Source organism: Allobosea sp. 05T422_2 (assembly GCF_056396265.1).
Map to the genome: position 1 here is coordinate 16,696 of NZ_JBFTLD010000045.1, position 17,459 is coordinate 34,154.

The window sequence follows — 17,459 nt, forward strand, 5'->3', positions numbered from 1 at the left end:
GTCGAGCGTCCTGATGCGAGACGTTCGCCGCGCGTGACCGGCGCATGCGTGGAGAAAGCCAAGCGTTTTCGGAGATCGGCTCTAGCGCATTTCCCGACAGAGCGCTATAAGTGTACGCACAATGGAATGCACTATTTGCATGGCGGCGAACGTTCGATCTCGAGAGGGCCTCGTGCCCGATCGGCTTGGACGTTTCTCTGCCTCACATGAGTTGAGCGGGCAGAGCGCTTCCGCAAACATGGAGAAGCACGATGATCTTCGACCACCGCGTCTACACGGCCCGACCAAACCGTCTTCCGGACTTCCTGCGGCTCTATGAGGACGTCGGCCTGCCGATGCAGCGCCACTATCTGGGTGAGCCCTTCGGCTTCTTCCAAACCCATATCGGCGATCTCAGCCGTGTCGTTCATCTCTGGAAATACGACAGCCTCGCCGACCGTGAAGCTCGCCGCGATGCGATGGAGGCCGATCCGGCGTGGCAAGCCTATCGCCGCCAGGTGGTCGAGGCCGATCCGCTGATGGACATGCGCAACCAGATTCTGAAGCCGGTGTCGTTCTTCAACCCGAAGGCTTGACCCGGTCGGCTTGCCGGTCCACGCGGAATCCTGATTTCATGAAACTCGATTTCTTTGCCGGCAACGAGAGTTGGCGGATCGCCTGCGATACCGCGCGGGCGCCCCGCACGCTTCGGTCCCTGGCCTCCACCCTKCCGGCGCCTCTGCAGCTCCACACGCCCAAGATCGCAGGCCAGCACATCTACTGGCATGCACCGTTCGTCGAGGACGCCGAGGGCGGGGTTGATGTCATGGAGGCGCCTCCCGGCGCCTTCCTGTATTGGCCGGCGCGGCAGTTCCTCGAGCTGACCTTCGCACCCCTGCAGGCCGAGACCGCCACGGTCACGCTGCTGGGCCAGATCGAAGGTGGCCTGCCCGCCTTGCAGGCGCTTGGCCTAAGCCTGCGCGAAGGACATGGAGTGAAGGCGTTCGACGGGCGGCTGGTGCTCGCCGAGGGCGCGCAGCCACAGATGACGGCGTCCCCGGCTTCGAGCTTGCCCGAGGCGCTCGTCGCGCGGCGCGAGACGCTGTGGCGGGCCAGTCCGCCGGATATCGACGGCATGCTCGCCTCGCGCGCGATCATGCACCCCTCCGGCCCGCTCTTCCTGGCCGAATCCGAGGCGCGCATCCTGCAGGAGCTGCTGTGGTGGGTCCGCAGCGGTCTCGCGAGCGAGGAGCCGCAGGTTTCGCGGAGCGTCGCCGCGCTGGCCTGCAACAAGGCCGGTACCCGCCTGCGCGACTTCTGCCATCTCGGTGAGAGCGCCGAAATCCTGTTTGCGCTCGAGGCCGCGTTCCGGCGCCCGGAGATTGCGCTGGCGGAACTGACCGACGAGGCGATCCTGTGTGCAGGTCGTCTCGCRGCCTGGCTCGACCTGCGGATCCCGTGGTCGGCCGTCAACTGTGCCGTCCGCACGGCACTGGACGCGAGGGCCGAAGCGGCATGACCAGCGCGCTCGCCCCCCTGCAAGATGGCGGCACGCTCGCCTTCACCGAGACCGGCGCCGGCGCGCCGCTTGTCCTGATCTCAGGGCTGGGCGGGCTCGCGTCGTTCTGGAAGGATTTCGCCAGCGTCTGTGCCGGCCATTTCCGCGTGATCACTTACGATCATCGCGGCGTCGGGCGTTCGAGCCCACTGGACGGATCGACCAGCATCGCCGCGATGTGCGACGATCTCATTGGCCTGCTCGATCATCTGGGCATTGAGCAAGCGATGATCCTCGGCCACTCCACCGGCGGCGCGATCGCGCAGCGATTGGCGATAGACAATCCGCAACGTCTTTCGCGCCTCGTCCTCTCGGCGACCTTCGCGCGACCGTGCGCCTATATGGAGCGACTGTTCGCCGGCCGTATCGAGATCCTCGACCGGCTCGGCGTCGATGCCTATCGACGTCATGCCGTCACCCTGCTGAACGCGCCGTACTGGCTYGCCGAGAACGACGCCCGCGTCACTGCGGAGCTGACCGGCGGTGCGCCTGCGACCGAACGGGACGCCGCGACCATCCGCGCGCGTATCAAGGCTGTGCTGGGACATGGTGTCGACGAGTCCCTCGATACGATCGCCTGTCCGGCCAGGATCGTGGTCGCGGCCGACGACATCGTGACCCCGCCCTATCACTCCGAGCGCCTCGCGCATGCCATCCCCGGCGCCGAACTCGCCGTGCTCCCTCGTGGCGGTCACTACGCCATGCGGGCTGAGCCGGCGCTCTACCGGGACGCAGTACTCGATTTTCTGCGCGGCTGACCGGCCCGCATGACAAGGATCTGAACCGATGCAAGACATTCTGGGACGTGGACCGATCGGCGTCGTCGGCCTGGGCACGATCGGCCAGCGCTGGGCGGCGACCTTTGCCCATGCCGGTTATGACGTATCCTGCTATGATCCCGATCCCGCCCGCTGGGAGGCCTTTCAATCCCTGCGCGCAACGCTTGCCGACGACCTGCAGCGTCTTTCGCCGGCCAAGGCCGAAACGGGAGACATTCGCTTCGCGAGCGATCTCGCAACCGCGATGGCCGGTGTTCGCTTCGTCCAGGAATCGGGGCCGGAGCAACTCCCATTGAAGCAGGCACTGCTGGCGGAGATCGAACAGCATATCGCTGCGGATGTGGTGATCGCGTCCTCCTCTTCGGCCCTGCTCGTCTCGGACATGCAGTCGGCCTGTGCGCATCCCGAGCGGGTGGTCCTCGCCCACCCGTTCAATCCCGTCCACCTGATGCCGCTCGTCGAGATCGTCGGCGGGAAGGCGACCTCGCCGGAGGTCGTCGAGCAGACGCGTGCCTTCTATGAGGATCTCGGCAAGAAGCCAGCCGTGCTCCGGCGCGAGGTCACAGGCCATCTGGCCCTGCGGCTGATGGGAGCGATGTGGCGCGAGGCCATCGCACTCGTCGAAAGCGGCGTCGCGACGGYGGAAGATGTCGACCGAGCCTTCTGCTACGGCCCTGGCCCGAAATGGACCTTGCAGGGCTCGTTCATCTCGAACCACCTCAACGCCGAGGGTATCGAATCCTTCCTGACCAAATAYGGCAAAACCTATCAGGACATCTGGGACGATCTCGGCGATGCCCGGCTTGATACCCCGACCGTGTCACGCGTGGCGAAAGCGGTGCGTGAGGCGATTGGCGAACGCAGCGATGACGACCTGCGCAGCCAGCGCGATGCCGGGCTGGTCGACCTGCTGCGGGTGATGTCGCAGCGTGCGGCACTCTGAACGCAGGCAATGAAGAGGACCGGATGATGCAGAGCGCCTTCCCCTATCAAACCGCCCTCGTCACGGGCGCATCGCGCGGAATCGGCGCCGCGATTTGCCGCAAGCTCGCGACCCTTGGGCTTACGGTCTACGGCGTTGCACGTAGCGAGGATGCACTCGCGACCGTCGTCGCCGAGGCCGGGGTCATCCCGGTGGTTGCCGATGTTCGCGATGTTGCGGCGATCGTCGCCGCGCTCGACGGGGCCAAGATCKACATCCTGGTCAACAATGCCGGTATGGTCGCCTCGGTGAAACCGCTCTACGAGCAGACCGCGGAGGAAATCTCCGAGACGATCGCGGTGAACTTCACTGCGCCCATGCTGCTGATGCAGTCGTTACTGGGCGGCATGGTTGAGCGTCGTCGCGGTCATGTCATCAATATCACGACGACTGCCGCACGCGGCGTGTTTGCGGGAACGTCGGCCTATGGTGGGGCCAAGGCGGGGCTCGCCCATGCCGGTCGTTCTCTGCGTTACGATCTCGCCGGCAGCAATGTCCKCGTCACCGATCTCGCTCCAGGCCGCGTCGAGACTGACATTTATCTGCAGGCCTTCGCGGGCGATCGCGCCCGCCTGCATGATTCGATGTATGGCGCCGTTCGGGCCCTGAAACCGCAGGACATCGCTGAAACGATCGCGGCCGTGCTTGCCCTTCCTGAGCATGTCGACGTCACCGAAATCGAGGTGTCGCCAACCGATCAGGCTGTGGGCGGTCATGTCTACAAGTCGCAGCCGGCCTGAAGGAGGGTGGGGCTCAGGGGCGCCTGCCCGCCCTCCCGTCAGTGAGCTTGGCAAGAACGGCGTCGCAGGCCGCGGTCCAGCCTTCTTTGGCGCCGTGCTCGGACAGCACCGCGAGGCCGCGCTCCGTGATCCCGCCTGGCGTCGCGAGATTCGCAATCAGCGTTTCGACCGGCTCCGGCCTTTCGGCAATCATCCGGCCAGCCGCCACGAAGGTCGTCGCGGCAAGTTCGCGGGCTGCCTCAGGGCTCATGCCATGAGCGACGGACCAGTCGCGACCGAGGCCGATAAGGCTCTGAGCCCAGCCATAGATGGCGGCGCTGACCGTTGCGGTCTCGAACTGGGCTTCATTCTCAAGGACGATGACGGGGCCGAGCCGTGCGAGCAGCGCCTGAACTTCGGGAAAACTCGGGAACGCCGTTGTCGGGCTCGCGCCGAGAGATGCGGCTGTGAGCGGCATGATCCGCATGACGCGGGCAGGGGCGGCGGCCTTTTCCAAATGCGCAATGGGCACGCCCGCGCAGGCCGAAACCAGGATGTGCTCCGGGCGCCATGGCAGATGGCAGATAGCTGCAATGGCATCGGCCGGCCGCGTCGCGAGAAAGACGATGTCCGCACCGGATATGAGCGTGGAATTGCACTCGGCCAGCTCAAGCTCATGGCGTTCGGCCAACTTCGGTCCCTGACCGCGCGGCGACAGGGCAAGGTGGGGAACCGTCTGCTGGTCGCGCAAGAGGCCTTCAATCATCGCCTCGGCCAGATGGCCGACTCCGAGAAATGCGATCCGTGTCATGATGATCCCAAGAAGAAGCTGCCGGCCGGATTCGGAGGGCGCTGGTTGATTTTTTCCGGTTGCGCGATTTGAAGCTTGCACTGACCGCTTCTTGGTGATGCGAGAGCGGGGAAACGTCGTCGACAATGAGAGACGGAATGCCGAAGACCGCGAAGGCCCCGACCGTCAAGGCAGCCCCACCGCGTCGGGCGGCGGACAGCGCAGAACGCGCCTATCGCGCGATTCGGCAGCAGCTCGTCGAATTCAAGATGCGGCCGGAGGAGCGCATCAACGAGGTGCATCTGGCGCAGATGCTGGAGCTGTCGCGCACGCCGGTCCGAGAAGCGCTGAACAGGCTGGCCAGCGAGGGGTTTGTCGTCTTCACGCCCAACAGGGGCTTTTACTTCCGCGGCCTCGATATCGACGATCTCGTCGATCTGTTCGAGATGCGCTCCATCATTGAAACCGGCGCGTTCGCTCTTGCGTGCGAGCGCGTCGATCAGGCTGGGATCGAGCGCCTTCAGGCGTTCTGGGAGGATGCGCGTCGGCGCTACGCCAACAACGATCCCGACGAGATCCTCGAACTGGACGAAGCCTTTCATGTCCATGTCGCCGAGCTTGCCGGCAATCCCGAGGTCGTGCGCCAGCTTATCGGCGTCAACGCCCGAATCCGGTTTATCCGACGAGTCCAGATCGAAAACGGCCCGCAACACTCGAGTCTCGTCGGGGATCATTCGCGGATCGTCCAGGCGCTTGCTGAGCGCGACGCCGCAAAGGGCATTGAGATTCTGCGCGCACATATTTCGCTGACTTTCGCCGAGGCGCGCAGTGTTCTCAAGGATGCGCTTCTGAAGATTTTCGTGCCGGAAGAGTCGGGGTCGGTACGGCGCCGGGCACGCGTTCCGCGGAACTGACATCCCGATCCGCCTACGGGATATGAGGACGTGGCGAGACCCGCTGCGTCTCTGACGCGCATTTCCTTCCGCCGCGCGTTTGCGCGCGCGCTCACTCGGCCGGCAAATGTCAGCCGGCGAGGCGGGACTGCGTGCAGGTAATGCCCGCCTGCCAAACCAGCTGCTGACATCGCGATCGTTCTTATTCCCTATGCCCCGCGATTCGGGGTGCTGGATGCGGGGCCTCGCATGGCCTGCCCACCCTTGCGCCACGCGCGTTCTCATCTTTGTGCAACGGCCAGAAATCGAAGTTTCAAAAGTGCCTGTACAACTGCATGCACTTATGACACGGTCACTGGTGTCAGGGGAAGCGGCTCCGCGCAAAACGGTAGTGAGATGCTCGATCACGTACTCGGCCTGGACCATATCGTTGTTGCCGTGAGCGAACTCTCGGCATCGGCCGAACGTTGGCGCGCGCTGGGGTTTTCGGTGTCGCCGCGTGGTCTCCACAGCGACTATCTCGGCACCGCCAATCACACGATCATGTTCGAGGACGACTACGTCGAACTGCTCGGCGTGCTTGCCCCGACGGACTTCAATCGGCCGACCCGCGACTTCCTCGCCGCGGGAGCGGGGCTGGAACGCCTCGCGATGCGGACTGACGATGCGCAGGCGGCGCTCGATACGCTCAAGAGAGGCGGCATTTCGGCGACTGGGCCGTTCGAATTCCGTCGGCCAGTCGAACTGGGCAGCGGCGGCGTGGGAGAGGCGGGGTTTCGCATCTTCCAATGGCCGCTCGAGCCAGCGCCTGCCGGTGTGCGCCTCTTCGCCTGCCAGCATCTGACGCGCGAGACCGTCTGGCTGCCTGATCTCGTCAGCCATGCCAATGGTGCCCGCGCCCTGAGCCGCATCGAGATCGTGGCTGAGGATCCGCCGGCTGCCGCGGCGCTCTGCGCGCAAATGCTCGGCCTCACATTCGCGCGGGGCGAGGACGGTGGTTTCTGCGTCGCTATGCGCCCGCGGGGGGCGGATCTCGTCTTCATGGATGCGCCGAGTTTCGACAGGCGTTGGCAGGTCGGCGCGCAGGCTCAAGGCACAGGCTGCGGAATTGTCCTCGACGTCGCGGCTGGCACGACCGCCGAGCCATTCGCCGAATGGAGCATAGCCGGCGAATGGCCGCTGCATTGCGCCTCCGTCGAAGGGGCTCTGATTGGCTGGGAAGCCGGAAGGCGGTCCGCGCGGCCTTGATCGATCGCCTGACGCCAGCAGGCCTGAATTCACAATAATGGAGGGGAACATGACTRCATCAACATTTACGCGTCGTCAGATGCTCGCATCGGCCGGTGCGGCGGCGCTGCTAGCGGGCTCGCCGATCGGAGCGTTCGCCCAGGAGCCGCGGCGGGGCGGTACCGTGACCGTGCACATGCCGCAGGAGCAGCGCATCCTGAACCCCGCATTGCGGGCCTCGACCGGTGTCTATGTCATCGCCTCCAAGATCATGGAGCCGCTGGTCGACCTKAACGAGAAGGGCGAACTCGAGCCCATGTTGGCGACGAGCTGGGAAGGTTCGCCGGACGGCAAGACCATCACGATCAAGCTGCGCGAGGGCGTGAAGTGGCACGACGGCAAGCCCTTCACCTCCGCTGACGTGCAGTACACGGCGATGGAGCTGTGGAAGAAGCACCTGAACTACGGCACGGCGCTGCACTCCGCCCTGGAGGCGGTCGATACGCCGGACGCGCATACGGCGATCTTCCGCTACAACCGTCCGATGCCGATGGACCTGTTCATGGGCGCCGCGCCCGACCTGGGCTACATCGCGCCCAAGCACATCTACGAAGGCACCAACATCCTCGACAACCCGGCGAACGTCGCGCCGATCGGAACAGGCCCGTTCAAGTTCGCGCAGTATGAGCGCGGCCAGTATGTCATCGCCGAGCGCAACCCCGATTACTGGCGCAAGGGTTACCCCTATCTCGACAAGATCATCTGGCGCTTCATCACCGACAAGGCCGCGGCGACTGCCGCGATCGAGGCCGGCCAGGTCCATATGAGCAACTATTCCTCGCTGCCGCTGGCCGACATCGATCGGCTGGGCAAGGACGCCCGCTTCGAGGTCTCCTCGCGCGGCAACGAGCGCCAGCCCTTCCAGAACACGATCGAATTCAACCTGCGTCGCAAGGAACTCGCCGATGTCCGGGTCCGCCGTGCCATCGTCCACGCGGTCGACACCGATTTCTTCATCGAGAACTTCCTGTACGGCAACGGCAAGCGGGCGCACGGGCCGATTCCGTCCGTCTCGACCAATTTCTACAAGGCGGGAGCGCCCGACTATCCGTTCGACGTCAAGAAGGCCAACGCCCTGCTCGACGAGGCTGGCTTCAAGCGCGGCTCCGACGGCACGCGCTTCTCGCTCAAGATGCTGAGCCCGCCCTTCGGCGAGGACATCCCGCTCTGGTCGACCTTCATCCAGCAGTCGCTGCAGCAGGTCGGCATCAAGGTCGAGCTTCAGCGTCCCGATGCGGCGACCTATCTCACGGCCGTCTATCGCGACTGGAATTATGATCTCTCGACCGGCTGGCACATCTATCGCGCCGATCCGGCGATCAGCACCATGGTCTGGTACCGCTCGGGCAGCCCGAAGGGCACCGCGTTCACCAACCAGTGGGGCTGGGAAGATCCCAAGGCCGACAAGATGATGGACGATGCCGCCTTCGAGATCGATCCGGCCAAGCGCAAGGCCGCCTATCCCGAGATCGTCAAGCTGCTGAACACCGAGCTCCCGCTCTGGATGGCGACAGAACGCCAGTTCATCTCGGTCACCAGCAAGAAGCTCAAGAACCACCACAACAATCCGCGCTGGCCTTCGAGCCACTGGGCGGATCTCTGGATCGAATCCTGATCCTGGCGCGCCCCAGAAAAGTACGGCCATGCACATTCTGAAACTGGCCGGACGACGCCTGATGAGCAGCGTTCCGACGCTGCTCATCCTGCTCGCCGGATTATTCGTGCTGCTTCAGTTCGCGCCCGGCGACACGGTTGATGCATTGATGGCGCAGATGGGCGGTGGCGACCCTGCCACTGCGGCAGAGTTGCGTCGCTTCTATGGGCTGGAAGGCAGCGCGGCTGTCCGCTTGCTGGACTATCTCTGGCGGCTCGTCCGTCTGGATCTCGGATTCTCCGCGATCTACAACAAGCCCGTCGCCACCGTTATCCTGGAGCGGCTGCCGGCAACGCTCCTGCTGATGTTCTCGGCGCTGAGCTTCGCCTTCTTTGCCGGCATGCTGCTTGGCATCGTCTCGGCACAGCGCGTGAACSGCTGGGCCGATACGCTGATTTCGCTGCTCGGCCTCATCTTCTATGCCACGCCGTCCTTCTGGCTCGGGCTGATGAGCATCGTCGTCTTCTCGATCTGGCTGGCCTGGCTCCCGCCCGGTGGCTTTCAGGAAATCGGTGCGGGCTGACGGGCATTTGGCTGGTGCTCGATATCGCACGGCATCTGGTCCAGCCGACGATCACGCTCTCCCTGATCTTCCTCGCCATCTATCTGCGCATCATGCGCGCCTCGATGCTCGAGGTCTCGACGCTGGATTTCGTGCGAACCGCCCGGGCAAAGGGCCTGAGGCAGAGCGAGATCGTCCGGCGGCATGTCCTGCGGAACGCTCTCTTGCCGATGGTCACGCTGATCGGCCTGCAAGCCGGCACGATGCTGGGTGGTTCGGTCGTCATCGAAAGCGTGTTCTCGCTCCCCGGCATCGGGCGGCTCGCATACGAATCCGTAGTTCAGCGCGATCTCAACACGCTGCTCGGGATCGTCTTTGTCTCTGCCATCATGGTCATTTGCGTGAACTTCGTCGTCGATCTCATCTATGCGCGCCTTGATCCGCGGATCACGGCCGGGGCGTCCTGATCATGAAGGCGCTCCGATATTTCCTGTTCAGCCCCGCTGCCGTGCTTGGCCTGCTCCTGCTCATCGGCATCGTCGGCCTCGCCATCTTTGCCGACCTGCTCTACCCGCGCGATCCACTGGGGCTTGCCGGTCGGCCGCTGCAATGGCCTTCGCTCGGCGGTCGCTTCCTGCTGGGAACGGACGCGTCGGGCCGCGACATCGCGGCACAGATCGCCCACGGCGCCCGCACCACATTGCTGATGGGCATCGTCTCGACCTTGATTGCGATTGCAATCGGCATCGTCGTCGGTGCGATCGCCGGCTTCTATGGCGGCATGACGGATGACGCGTTGATGCGCATGACGGAGGCCTTCCAGACGCTTCCGAACTTCATCCTGCTGCTTGTGCTCGTGGTGGTGGTGGGCTCGAACATGACGGCGGTAACGATTGCGATCGGCATCGTGTCCTGGCCGGCGGTGGCGCGCCTGACGCGCGCCGAGTTCCTGACCCTGCGCAATCGCGAGTTCGTCCAGGCCTGCCGGACGCTCGGCCTGACCAATCGCTGGATCATCTTCCGCGAGGTTCTGCCCAACGCGCTGGCGCCGATCATCGTCTATGGCAGCGTCGTGATGGCGACGGCGATCCTCCTCGAAAGCGCGCTCGCCTTCCTCGACCTGTCCGATCCGAACATCGCCTCCTGGGGCAATCTGATCGGCCAGGGCCGCAAGGTGTTGCGCAGCGAGTGGTACGTCTCCGCGATTCCCGGCGTGGCGATCCTGCTGACGATCCTGTCCGTCTCCCTTGTCGGACAGGGGCTCAACGATGCGCTGAACCCGAGGCTCCGCGGCCGATGACCCCTCTCGTTCGTATCGAAGATCTATCCATCGCCCTGCCCGGAGGGGCCGACCGGCCTTATGCGGTCGAGAAGCTCTCGCTGACCCTCACGCCGGGCGAGATCGTCTGCGTGGTCGGGGAAAGCGGTTCCGGCAAGTCGATGACCGCGTCGGCGCTGATGGGGCTGCTTCCCACCAGCCTGCCGGTGCGGGGCGGCAGGATCATGCTCGGCGAGCGGAACATTCTCGGCCTCTCCGAGGACGAGCTGCGTGCGATCCGCGGTCCCGAGATCGGCATGATCTTCCAGGAGCCGATGACGGCCCTGAACCCCCTGCGCACCGCGGGCGACCAGATCGCGGAGATGTTCCGGGCTCACACCAAGCTGTCGAAGCAGGAGATCCGGGAGCGCGCGCTGAAGCTGCTGGACGAGGTCGGCATTCCCGAGCCGGCTTCGGCCTACCGGGCCTATCCCCATGAGTTGTCGGGAGGGCAGCGCCAGCGCGTGATGATCGCCATGGCGCTGGCTCTGGAACCGAAGATMCTGATCGCGGACGAGCCGACTACTGCCCTCGATGTCACCATCCAGGCGCAGATCCTGACGCTGATCAGGGACATCCAGCGGCGGACCGGCATGGCGGTTCTGTTCATTACCCATGACTTCGGCGTCGTCGCGGAGATCGCCGACCGGGTGATGGTGATGCAGCATGGTCGCGTCGTCGAAAGCGGAACAGTCCGCGAGGTGCTCGATAATCCCAAGGCCGACTATACGCGCGCGCTGATCGCAGCGGTTCCGAGCATCACCCCGCCGCCGCCGCGGGAGTTGCCGGACAAGACGATCGCGACGGTGCGCGCTCTGTCCAAGACCTATCGGACGGGAGGCGGTTGGTTCGGCCGGCAGCGCCGCGTGACCTACGCAGTGAAGGCGGTCGATATCGATCTGCCGAGCCGGGCTACTCTGGGCATCGTCGGCGAAAGCGGTTCGGGCAAGTCGACTCTGGCGCGCTGCATCGTACGCCTGCTCGATCCCGATCAGGGAGCGATCGAACTCGACGGCGTCGATTTCGGCAAGCTTCGCGGCGAGACGCTGCGCCGCCAGCGTCATCTCGTCCAGATGGTGTTTCAGGATCCCTACGCTTCGCTCAATCCGCGGCGCACGGCCGGGGACCTGGTCTCCCAGGGGCTGATCGCCCGCGGCGTCAAGCAGGACAAGGCCTTGGCCAAAGCCAAGGAGCTGTTCTCGCTGGTGGGGCTTGATCCCAGCGCCACCGACCGTTTGCCGCATCAGTTTTCGGGCGGGCAGCGCCAGCGCATCGGGCTCGCCCGAGCGCTTGCGCTCGAGCCAAAGATCCTGGTCGCCGACGAGGCGGTTTCGGCGCTGGATGTCTCGGTCCAGGCGCAGGTGCTGCAGCTGCTCGTCGAACTGCGCGATCGGCTCTCCCTGTCGATGATCTTCATCACGCACGACCTGCGCGTCGCGGCCCAGATCTGCGATCGGATCGCGATCATGCAGCGCGGCGAGGTGGTCGAACACGGCGTCACGGCCGAGATCTTCGCTGCTCCCAAGCATCCTTATACGCAGAAGTTGCTTTCCGCCGTCCCGGGAAGAGCCCACGGAATGGAGATGACCCCATGACCGAAATTCACGAACCCGGTGAGACATTCGTTATCCAGCCCGGCCAGGCGACGAGCTATTGGCAGCCGGTTCCGGCCAACGGCCATATCGAGGTGGTCGTCGACCCCGCGCGGGTGCGGATGGATCACCCATTGGCTCTGGGAACCCAGACCGTGCCGCCCGGTGGCTATGTCCGTGAACACAGCCACGATCGACACGAGGAGGTGATTTATTTCATCAAGGGCAAGGGGCGTGCCGTGCTCGACGGCAAGGACGTTCCGCTTCAACCCGGCACCGCGATCTTCGTGGGCAAGAGCCGTCGGCATATGTTCATCAACGAGGGGACCGAGGACCTGCACTGGGTCTGGTTGATCGTGCCGAATGGCCTCGAGGATTTCTTCCGTCTGATCGGCCGTTCGCGGGTTGCGGGCGAGGCGGCACCGGCCAATTTCCCCCGACCGGACAACGTTCTCGAAATCGAGCGCCAGACCGTGTTCGCCGTGCCGCCGACCGACCAGCGCAACCCCTGATCTGTCGCAATGGGACTGCCATGAGCAGGAAGCGAATAGGGTTGATCGGCTTCGGCACGATCGCGCGCGAGGTGCATGCGCGCCTCCAACAGTCGGCGGACTTTCACTTCACCGTGCTGTTGCGGCCGGATTCTCCGAGTTGCGCCACGGTGCCGGTGGGCGTCGAGGTCGCCACGACGGTGCCGGAACTGATTGCCAGCCGACCCGACCTCGTTGTCGAGGCGGCCGGGCATGCCGCCGTCGTGGAGGCCTTGCCGGATGTTCTGGCCGCCGGCCTTGCGGTCATTGCGGCTTCGACGGGCGCCCTTGCCGATACTGATTTCCTGGCTCGCCTGACCGGGATCGCGGCACGGAGCGGGGCGCGACTCATCCTGCCGTCCGGGGCTGTCGGGGGGCTCGACTATCTCGCGGCGCTACGCGAAGCCGACGATGCCCGGATTCGCTACACCTCGCGCAAGCCACCGGCCGCGTGGGCGGCCGAGCTGGCGCAGGCCGGGCTTAGCGAGCGGTCGCTCGTCGCCGAGATCGTGCTCTATGAAGGCAGCGCGGAGGAAGCGGCGCGGCTCTATCCCAGGAACCTGAATGTCGGGCTCACCATTGCGCTCGCAGCGCGTGCCGCACGGGTGACGACGCGGATCGTCTCCGATCCCGCGGCCAGGGGAAATATTCACGAGATCGAGGCGGAGAGCTCGCTCGGCTCGGCCTATCTGCGCTTCACCAACTTGCCCTCCGCCGGCAACCCAAAGACCTCGGCGATCACGGCCTCCAGTCTGGTCGCCGCGATCCGACGCCAGTTCGACATCGTGGCCATCTGACGCGGGAATTCAGGAGCGCATGGCCGGGAGGATTTCATGACCAACACGGTGTTGCCGCCTCTCGCGGATCTCGTTCCCGGTGCGCTTCGGCCGGGCGCCGAGCTTCTTGCAGAGGGCGCGGTCATGGCGCGCACCTGGCAGGTGGGCCGCAATCTTTTCCTCGATACGATGGGCGTTCCTTCCGAGGCGGCTTACAAGCGCAGGACCGCCGTTCAGGGGCGCATCATGCAGCACGCCCATATCGGCTTTCGCAGCGTCGACAGAACGCTGGAGGCGATCCGGACCGTGCATGAGAGCTGCGCCAGGCTCGGCACGGTGGTCGATCGCTTCGGCATCACCCTGGACTGGTCGATGGGGTACCCGCTCGCGCAGCGCTCCCAGCGTCCGCGCGGCACCGGCATCGTCCTCGACGGGCCCGAGGATTTTTCGCGGATCACCGGCATCGTGCCGGCCGCGGCGCATTTCGGCGACTTCATGCTGGGCTTGCCCGGGGCCGTGGAGAATACCCGGGCCGCGCTGGCAGCCGGGGTCACCACTGTCGGGAATCTCGGCCAATATTTCACGTTCCGCCTCCCCGATTGGGACGACGATGTCGCCACCACCGAGGCCACGGTGACGGCGCTTGGGTTGATCGCTGCTCAACCCGTCGAGGTGTTGGTTCATTCGAACCTCGACGACGGCTTTGCCGGTTTGTTCGCCGATATGAGTTCCGCGCTCGGCATGGTGCTGATCGAGAAATACATCGTCGATGCGTTGATCGGCGCCAAAGTCTCGCATTGCTACGGACACCATTTCACGGCCCCGCTCATGCGGCTCGCCTTCCATCATGCCTTGATGCAGGTGTCGGACACGCCGGGAAGCATGATTTTCGGCAACACGGTGAGTTACAGATCCACGCCGGCCGGCAATTTCGCAAGTCTGGCGAGCTACCTCCAGGCCGATATCTGGTCGCTGCAGCGCCGGGCGAGTGGGCACGCGATCAATCCGGTCCCGGTGACCGAGAACGAGCGGATACCCGATACCGACGAAATCATCGATGCGCAGGTTTTCGCAGCCCGGATGGTCGAGCACGCGTCCGCCAATCTCGGCCTGATCGACCTGGCTTTGGTCGACGGGATGGCCGCAAGCCTCGTCGATGGCGGCCGGGCCTTTGCCGGCAAGGTCTTGACGGGCTTGCGGGAAGCCGGAATCGACACGCGCGATCCTGCCGCACTCATGTTGGCCCTGCGCCGAATCGGTCCGAAACGCCTAGAGGCGCTGTATGGCGCGGGGGCAGCCGACCGTGCGGCATGGGGCGGGCGGCGGGCCATTGTGCTTGCCGAATGGGTCGATGAGCTCCAGCACGCCACTGAATCCTGGGTGGCGAAGGTTCCGGTCAGTGCCCGTCGTCTGATCGAAGCGAGTGGTCTCAAGGTCTGTGTGGCCAGCAGCGATGTCCATGAGCACGGTAAGAATCTGATCGAGCACCTGCTCACGAGCCTGGGGGTTGAGGCGGTCGATGGCGGTACATCGGTCGACCCCGATGATCTTGTCGAGATTGCGCTGGCACGGGGATGCGATGTCATCGCCATCAGCACATATAACGGCATCGCCCTTCGGTTCGCGAGCGAGGTACTGGGCGCTCTCGAGCGGGCCGCCCGGTCCATCCCGGTCTGCATCGGCGGCCGGCTGAATCAGATTCCCGACGACTCGAACTCGGGCTTGCCGGTCGATGTGACCCGCGAGATTTCAGTGCTCGGCGCCMTCCCATGTGAGACACCGGAGCGAATGGTCCTCGAGCTTGAAGCCTTGGCCCTCGCGAAGCGTGGCGATCTCCGGTCGGGGAGTGGGCCCGGCCGGCCGGTTGCCGCGAGCACAGGGCAATGACAATCCGCTTCCAGGGGTAGCTTCACGGCCCCTGGTGAGCGATCTGCCGCTTGCGGACTATGGGCGCGTTTCGCCGGACGGGGGCTGCCCGATCAGGTCGAGCGTGCGCGGATCCGGTTCGCCGCCAAAATAGCGCTGCAGGCCCTGCCGGAAGATAGTGTCGCCGCTAGCCGCGGCTAGCGCAAACAGGGTCAAGCTCGAGCGAAGCTTCTTGTCGTCGGGCGAGCCGAAGATGGTGTGGGCTGAGTGGCCCTCGAGCTCCAGGATGGCGGCGGTGCACGCGACGAGGCGGGGGCCGAGAATGGGATGGGCGAGATAGGCACGCGCTTCCGCCAGCGACGCCAGGCCGTAGCGTTCCGCCGTCGGCGAAAGGCCAAGACCGCGCAGCTGCGGAAAGACGAACCACATCCAGTGGGTCCGCTTCCGGCCTGCTCGCAGCTCGGCAAGCGCGGTTTCGAAGATCGGCTCCTGGGCGGTAACGAAGCGCTGAAGGTCGTGAACCTCCGTCACGGCTTGCCCTCCCATCATTCGGCGCGACGAGCACACGGCTGGACGGTTCTCCGGGGGCCGCCGCGGATTCCCATTCTATGTGAAGAAGCGCGCGGGGCGGAAATCGGCAAGCTCCTGCTGTTCAATGCCAGTGAGGATCTCGTCCGCGGCCATGGCCCCGAGCGCCGGCGAGAGCGTCGCGCCGCTATGCGTGACMATCAGATAATAGCCGTCGAGGCCAGGCACGGGCCCGATGGCCGAGAGGCCATCCCTGGGAATGGGGCGCTGGGTGACGCGCGTGGCCTCGGGTTGGATCGGCGTAATGCCGGGAAGGATCCTGGTCAGCCGTTCGATCACGACCGCAGCCTGTGYCATGCCGGGATGCTCGCTGACCTCGGGCGTCACCTGCGCGTCGGCCGGTCCCCAATGCACCATCAGCCTTCCGGCGCCATCCGGTCGGAAATCGCAAAGCGGCGAGGAGACCACGCGCTGGATCGAAGCCGGCACAGGCGGTGTAAAGACCAGGAAACCGACCGTGGGCTCCAGCGGGACATTGGGAGCGGACGTGCCGATCGTGTCATTGGACCAGCGCCCGGTGCAGTTCACCACCAGGTCTGCATGAAATATCTCGCCGGTTTCGCAGCGTACGCCCTTGACCTTGCCGCCTTCGACGAGGAGGGCCCTTACCCGCGTCTGGGTCTTCAGCTCAGCGCCGAGCCGGCATGCCGCGCTCATCATGGCGTGGGCGTAGACGACCGGGTCGAGCCAGCCATCATTCGGGTACCAGGCGATGGGCGCATCACCGATCGCCGCGGGATCGATATCCGGCTCGAGTTCGAGCAGTTGCTTGCGGTCGATCCATTCGGCCGCGTAGCTCCAGTCCTGCAGGCGTGAAACTTTGGTGCGCTGACCGTCGCGCTCGGCTTCCGCCTTCCATTCGACGCGACCGCCGCCATGCCACCAGGGTGTTGCGCCAAACTCCTCCTTCAATGCTGCGTGCGCCTTCATGCCGGCGACGTTCAGGTCATGATAGCTGCGCGGCTCCTTGTTGCAGGAGTTGGTCCAGGCGAAGCTGATTCCGGACGTACCGCCGCCAACCCGTGTCGCCTCAAGCACGGTAGCGCGCGCGCCCGCGAGGGCGAGGCGATAGGCGACGGAGGTTCCGAGGACTCCGGCGCCGACCACGATGATCTCAGGCATAGTATTCTCCGGCATGGTGTGAACCCGCTCTTGATCCGGTCCCGTTCGCGCGCCGGCTTGTTGCCGGCGGGCGTCCTGGACTGCCGCGAGCGGATGCGAGGCAGACCTGGGACTGTGCAGAGCGCCGCGTTCGGCGTCCAGGCAGGCAGCGCAGACCCTCGGGCGTGTCGTGGGAATGGCCGGTCGCTGTCCGGGATGGCCCCAAGGACGGTGCGCGTGCCAAGGACTTTCGCTGCCGTCGATGGCGGCGTCTCGCGCCTCGGAATGGAGCAGATGCGGGCCCCGGGAAGTTGATAACTCAGCAAGGCATTGCGATCATTGGCTTTATTCTAGCGTTCCCGACGGCGGATTGCCAAAATATKAGGCCCTGTCACGGAACTGTCGGAAAAGTTTTGTTTTGGCGTTGACAGGTCGAGATGGTGGGGCCTATAACGCAGCCATCGAGACGGCGCCGCCGCTGGCGGGGCCGCTCTACTGCGCTTCATGAGAGCTTCGGGCCTTGTAGCCGAGAGATCGGTTGGCCT

The 17,459-nt window shown here is 65.0% G+C and carries 16 protein-coding genes and 1 pseudogene; 14 read left to right on the forward strand and 3 right to left on the reverse strand.

Annotation, left to right across the window (positions count from 1 at the left end; translation table 11 throughout):
- Positions 1 to 251: 251 nt before the first annotated feature.
- The 5 genes from AC1DJT_RS11110 to AC1DJT_RS11130 are packed head-to-tail and all read left to right on the forward strand — an operon-like array spanning position 252 to position 4,038.
- On the forward strand, positions 252 to 575 hold the full coding sequence (locus AC1DJT_RS11110; RefSeq protein WP_441507415.1) for an NIPSNAP family protein: 324 nt from the start codon (positions 252 to 254) through the stop codon (positions 573 to 575).
- Between the two features lie 38 nt (positions 576 to 613).
- Entirely contained in the window at positions 614 to 1,498 is an 885-nt protein-coding gene (locus AC1DJT_RS11115) for a hypothetical protein (RefSeq protein ID WP_476834068.1), read from the forward strand.
- Entirely contained in the window at positions 1,495 to 2,295 is an 801-nt protein-coding gene (locus AC1DJT_RS11120; protein ID WP_441492753.1) for an alpha/beta fold hydrolase, read from the forward strand. Before AC1DJT_RS11115 ends, AC1DJT_RS11120 begins: the two co-directional genes overlap by 4 nt.
- 28 nt (positions 2,296 to 2,323) lie before the next feature.
- On the forward strand, positions 2,324 to 3,259 hold the full coding sequence (locus AC1DJT_RS11125) for a 3-hydroxyacyl-CoA dehydrogenase family protein (protein WP_476834069.1): 936 nt from the start codon (positions 2,324 to 2,326) through the stop codon (positions 3,257 to 3,259).
- 26 nt (positions 3,260 to 3,285) lie between these two features.
- Positions 3,286 to 4,038 (forward strand): SDR family oxidoreductase, encoded by a 753-nt coding sequence (locus AC1DJT_RS11130; protein WP_476834070.1) that lies wholly within the window; start codon positions 3,286 to 3,288, stop codon positions 4,036 to 4,038.
- Positions 4,039 to 4,051: 13 nt separating this feature from the next.
- Here AC1DJT_RS11130 and AC1DJT_RS11135 read toward each other — a convergent pair whose 3' ends face one another.
- Positions 4,052 to 4,828, reverse strand: coding sequence for a pyrroline-5-carboxylate reductase family protein (locus tag AC1DJT_RS11135; RefSeq protein WP_441492756.1), 777 nt, complete (start codon positions 4,826 to 4,828; stop codon positions 4,052 to 4,054).
- 137 nt (positions 4,829 to 4,965) lie between these two features.
- Here AC1DJT_RS11135 and AC1DJT_RS11140 point away from each other — a divergent pair, with 137 nt between their 5' ends.
- The 9 genes and pseudogenes from AC1DJT_RS11140 (at position 4,966) to AC1DJT_RS11180 (ending at position 15,246) form a co-directional block, all read left to right on the forward strand.
- Positions 4,966 to 5,721, forward strand: coding sequence for a GntR family transcriptional regulator (locus AC1DJT_RS11140; RefSeq protein ID WP_441492757.1), 756 nt, complete (start codon positions 4,966 to 4,968; stop codon positions 5,719 to 5,721).
- A gap of 375 nt (positions 5,722 to 6,096) precedes the next feature.
- Positions 6,097 to 6,948, forward strand: a complete 852-nt coding sequence (locus AC1DJT_RS11145) for a VOC family protein (protein ID WP_441492758.1) — start codon at positions 6,097 to 6,099, stop codon at positions 6,946 to 6,948.
- Between the two features lie 49 nt (positions 6,949 to 6,997).
- The gene (locus tag AC1DJT_RS11150) at positions 6,998 to 8,602 is read left to right on the forward strand and encodes an ABC transporter substrate-binding protein (RefSeq protein WP_476834071.1); all 1,605 of its coding nucleotides are present in this window, start codon (positions 6,998 to 7,000) and stop codon (positions 8,600 to 8,602) included.
- A gap of 28 nt (positions 8,603 to 8,630) precedes the next feature.
- A pseudogene (locus AC1DJT_RS11155) lies at positions 8,631 to 9,610 on the forward strand (ABC transporter permease).
- Between the two features lie 2 nt (positions 9,611 to 9,612).
- Positions 9,613 to 10,443 carry an ABC transporter permease gene (locus AC1DJT_RS11160; RefSeq protein ID WP_441492761.1) on the forward strand — a complete coding sequence of 277 codons (831 nt, stop codon included), beginning with the start codon at positions 9,613 to 9,615 and terminating at the stop codon, positions 10,441 to 10,443.
- The gene (locus AC1DJT_RS11165) at positions 10,440 to 12,056 is read left to right on the forward strand and encodes an ABC transporter ATP-binding protein (RefSeq protein WP_476769836.1); all 1,617 of its coding nucleotides are present in this window, start codon (positions 10,440 to 10,442) and stop codon (positions 12,054 to 12,056) included. Before AC1DJT_RS11160 ends, AC1DJT_RS11165 begins: the two co-directional genes overlap by 4 nt.
- On the forward strand, positions 12,053 to 12,565 hold the full coding sequence (locus tag AC1DJT_RS11170) for a cupin domain-containing protein (RefSeq protein ID WP_441492763.1): 513 nt from the start codon (positions 12,053 to 12,055) through the stop codon (positions 12,563 to 12,565). The genes AC1DJT_RS11165 and AC1DJT_RS11170 overlap by 4 nt, the downstream gene beginning before the upstream one ends.
- 20 nt (positions 12,566 to 12,585) lie before the next feature.
- On the forward strand, positions 12,586 to 13,380 hold the full coding sequence (locus AC1DJT_RS11175; RefSeq protein WP_476769838.1) for an aspartate dehydrogenase: 795 nt from the start codon (positions 12,586 to 12,588) through the stop codon (positions 13,378 to 13,380).
- A 36-nt stretch (positions 13,381 to 13,416) separates the two neighbouring features.
- A complete protein-coding gene (locus AC1DJT_RS11180) occupies positions 13,417 to 15,246 on the forward strand; it encodes a cobalamin-dependent protein (RefSeq protein WP_476834072.1) in 1,830 nt (609 codons plus the stop codon).
- 57 nt (positions 15,247 to 15,303) lie between these two features.
- Here the strand turns inward: AC1DJT_RS11180 and AC1DJT_RS11185 are convergent, their stop codons facing one another.
- Both AC1DJT_RS11185 and AC1DJT_RS11190 read right to left on the reverse strand, forming a co-directional pair.
- On the reverse strand, positions 15,304 to 15,756 hold the full coding sequence (locus AC1DJT_RS11185) for a DUF1810 domain-containing protein (protein ID WP_476826011.1): 453 nt from the start codon (positions 15,754 to 15,756) through the stop codon (positions 15,304 to 15,306).
- Positions 15,757 to 15,831: 75 nt separating this feature from the next.
- The gene (locus AC1DJT_RS11190) at positions 15,832 to 16,935 is read right to left on the reverse strand and encodes an NAD(P)/FAD-dependent oxidoreductase (protein WP_476834073.1); all 1,104 of its coding nucleotides are present in this window, start codon (positions 16,933 to 16,935) and stop codon (positions 15,832 to 15,834) included.
- Positions 16,936 to 17,459 lie beyond the last annotated feature (524 nt).

Coding starts and splice junctions, on each gene's coding strand:
- AC1DJT_RS11140 (WP_441492757.1), top strand. CDS start 4,966: ATGCCGAAGACCGCGAAGGCCCCGACCGTCAAGGCAGCCCCACCGCGT.
- AC1DJT_RS11145 (WP_441492758.1), top strand. CDS start 6,097: ATGCTCGATCACGTACTCGGCCTGGACCATATCGTTGTTGCCGTGAGC.
- AC1DJT_RS11135 (WP_441492756.1), bottom strand. CDS start 4,828: ATGACACGGATCGCATTTCTCGGAGTCGGCCATCTGGCCGAGGCGATG.
- AC1DJT_RS11110 (WP_441507415.1), top strand. CDS start 252: ATGATCTTCGACCACCGCGTCTACACGGCCCGACCAAACCGTCTTCCG.
- AC1DJT_RS11175 (WP_476769838.1), top strand. CDS start 12,586: ATGAGCAGGAAGCGAATAGGGTTGATCGGCTTCGGCACGATCGCGCGC.
- AC1DJT_RS11160 (WP_441492761.1), top strand. CDS start 9,613: ATGAAGGCGCTCCGATATTTCCTGTTCAGCCCCGCTGCCGTGCTTGGC.
- AC1DJT_RS11170 (WP_441492763.1), top strand. CDS start 12,053: ATGACCGAAATTCACGAACCCGGTGAGACATTCGTTATCCAGCCCGGC.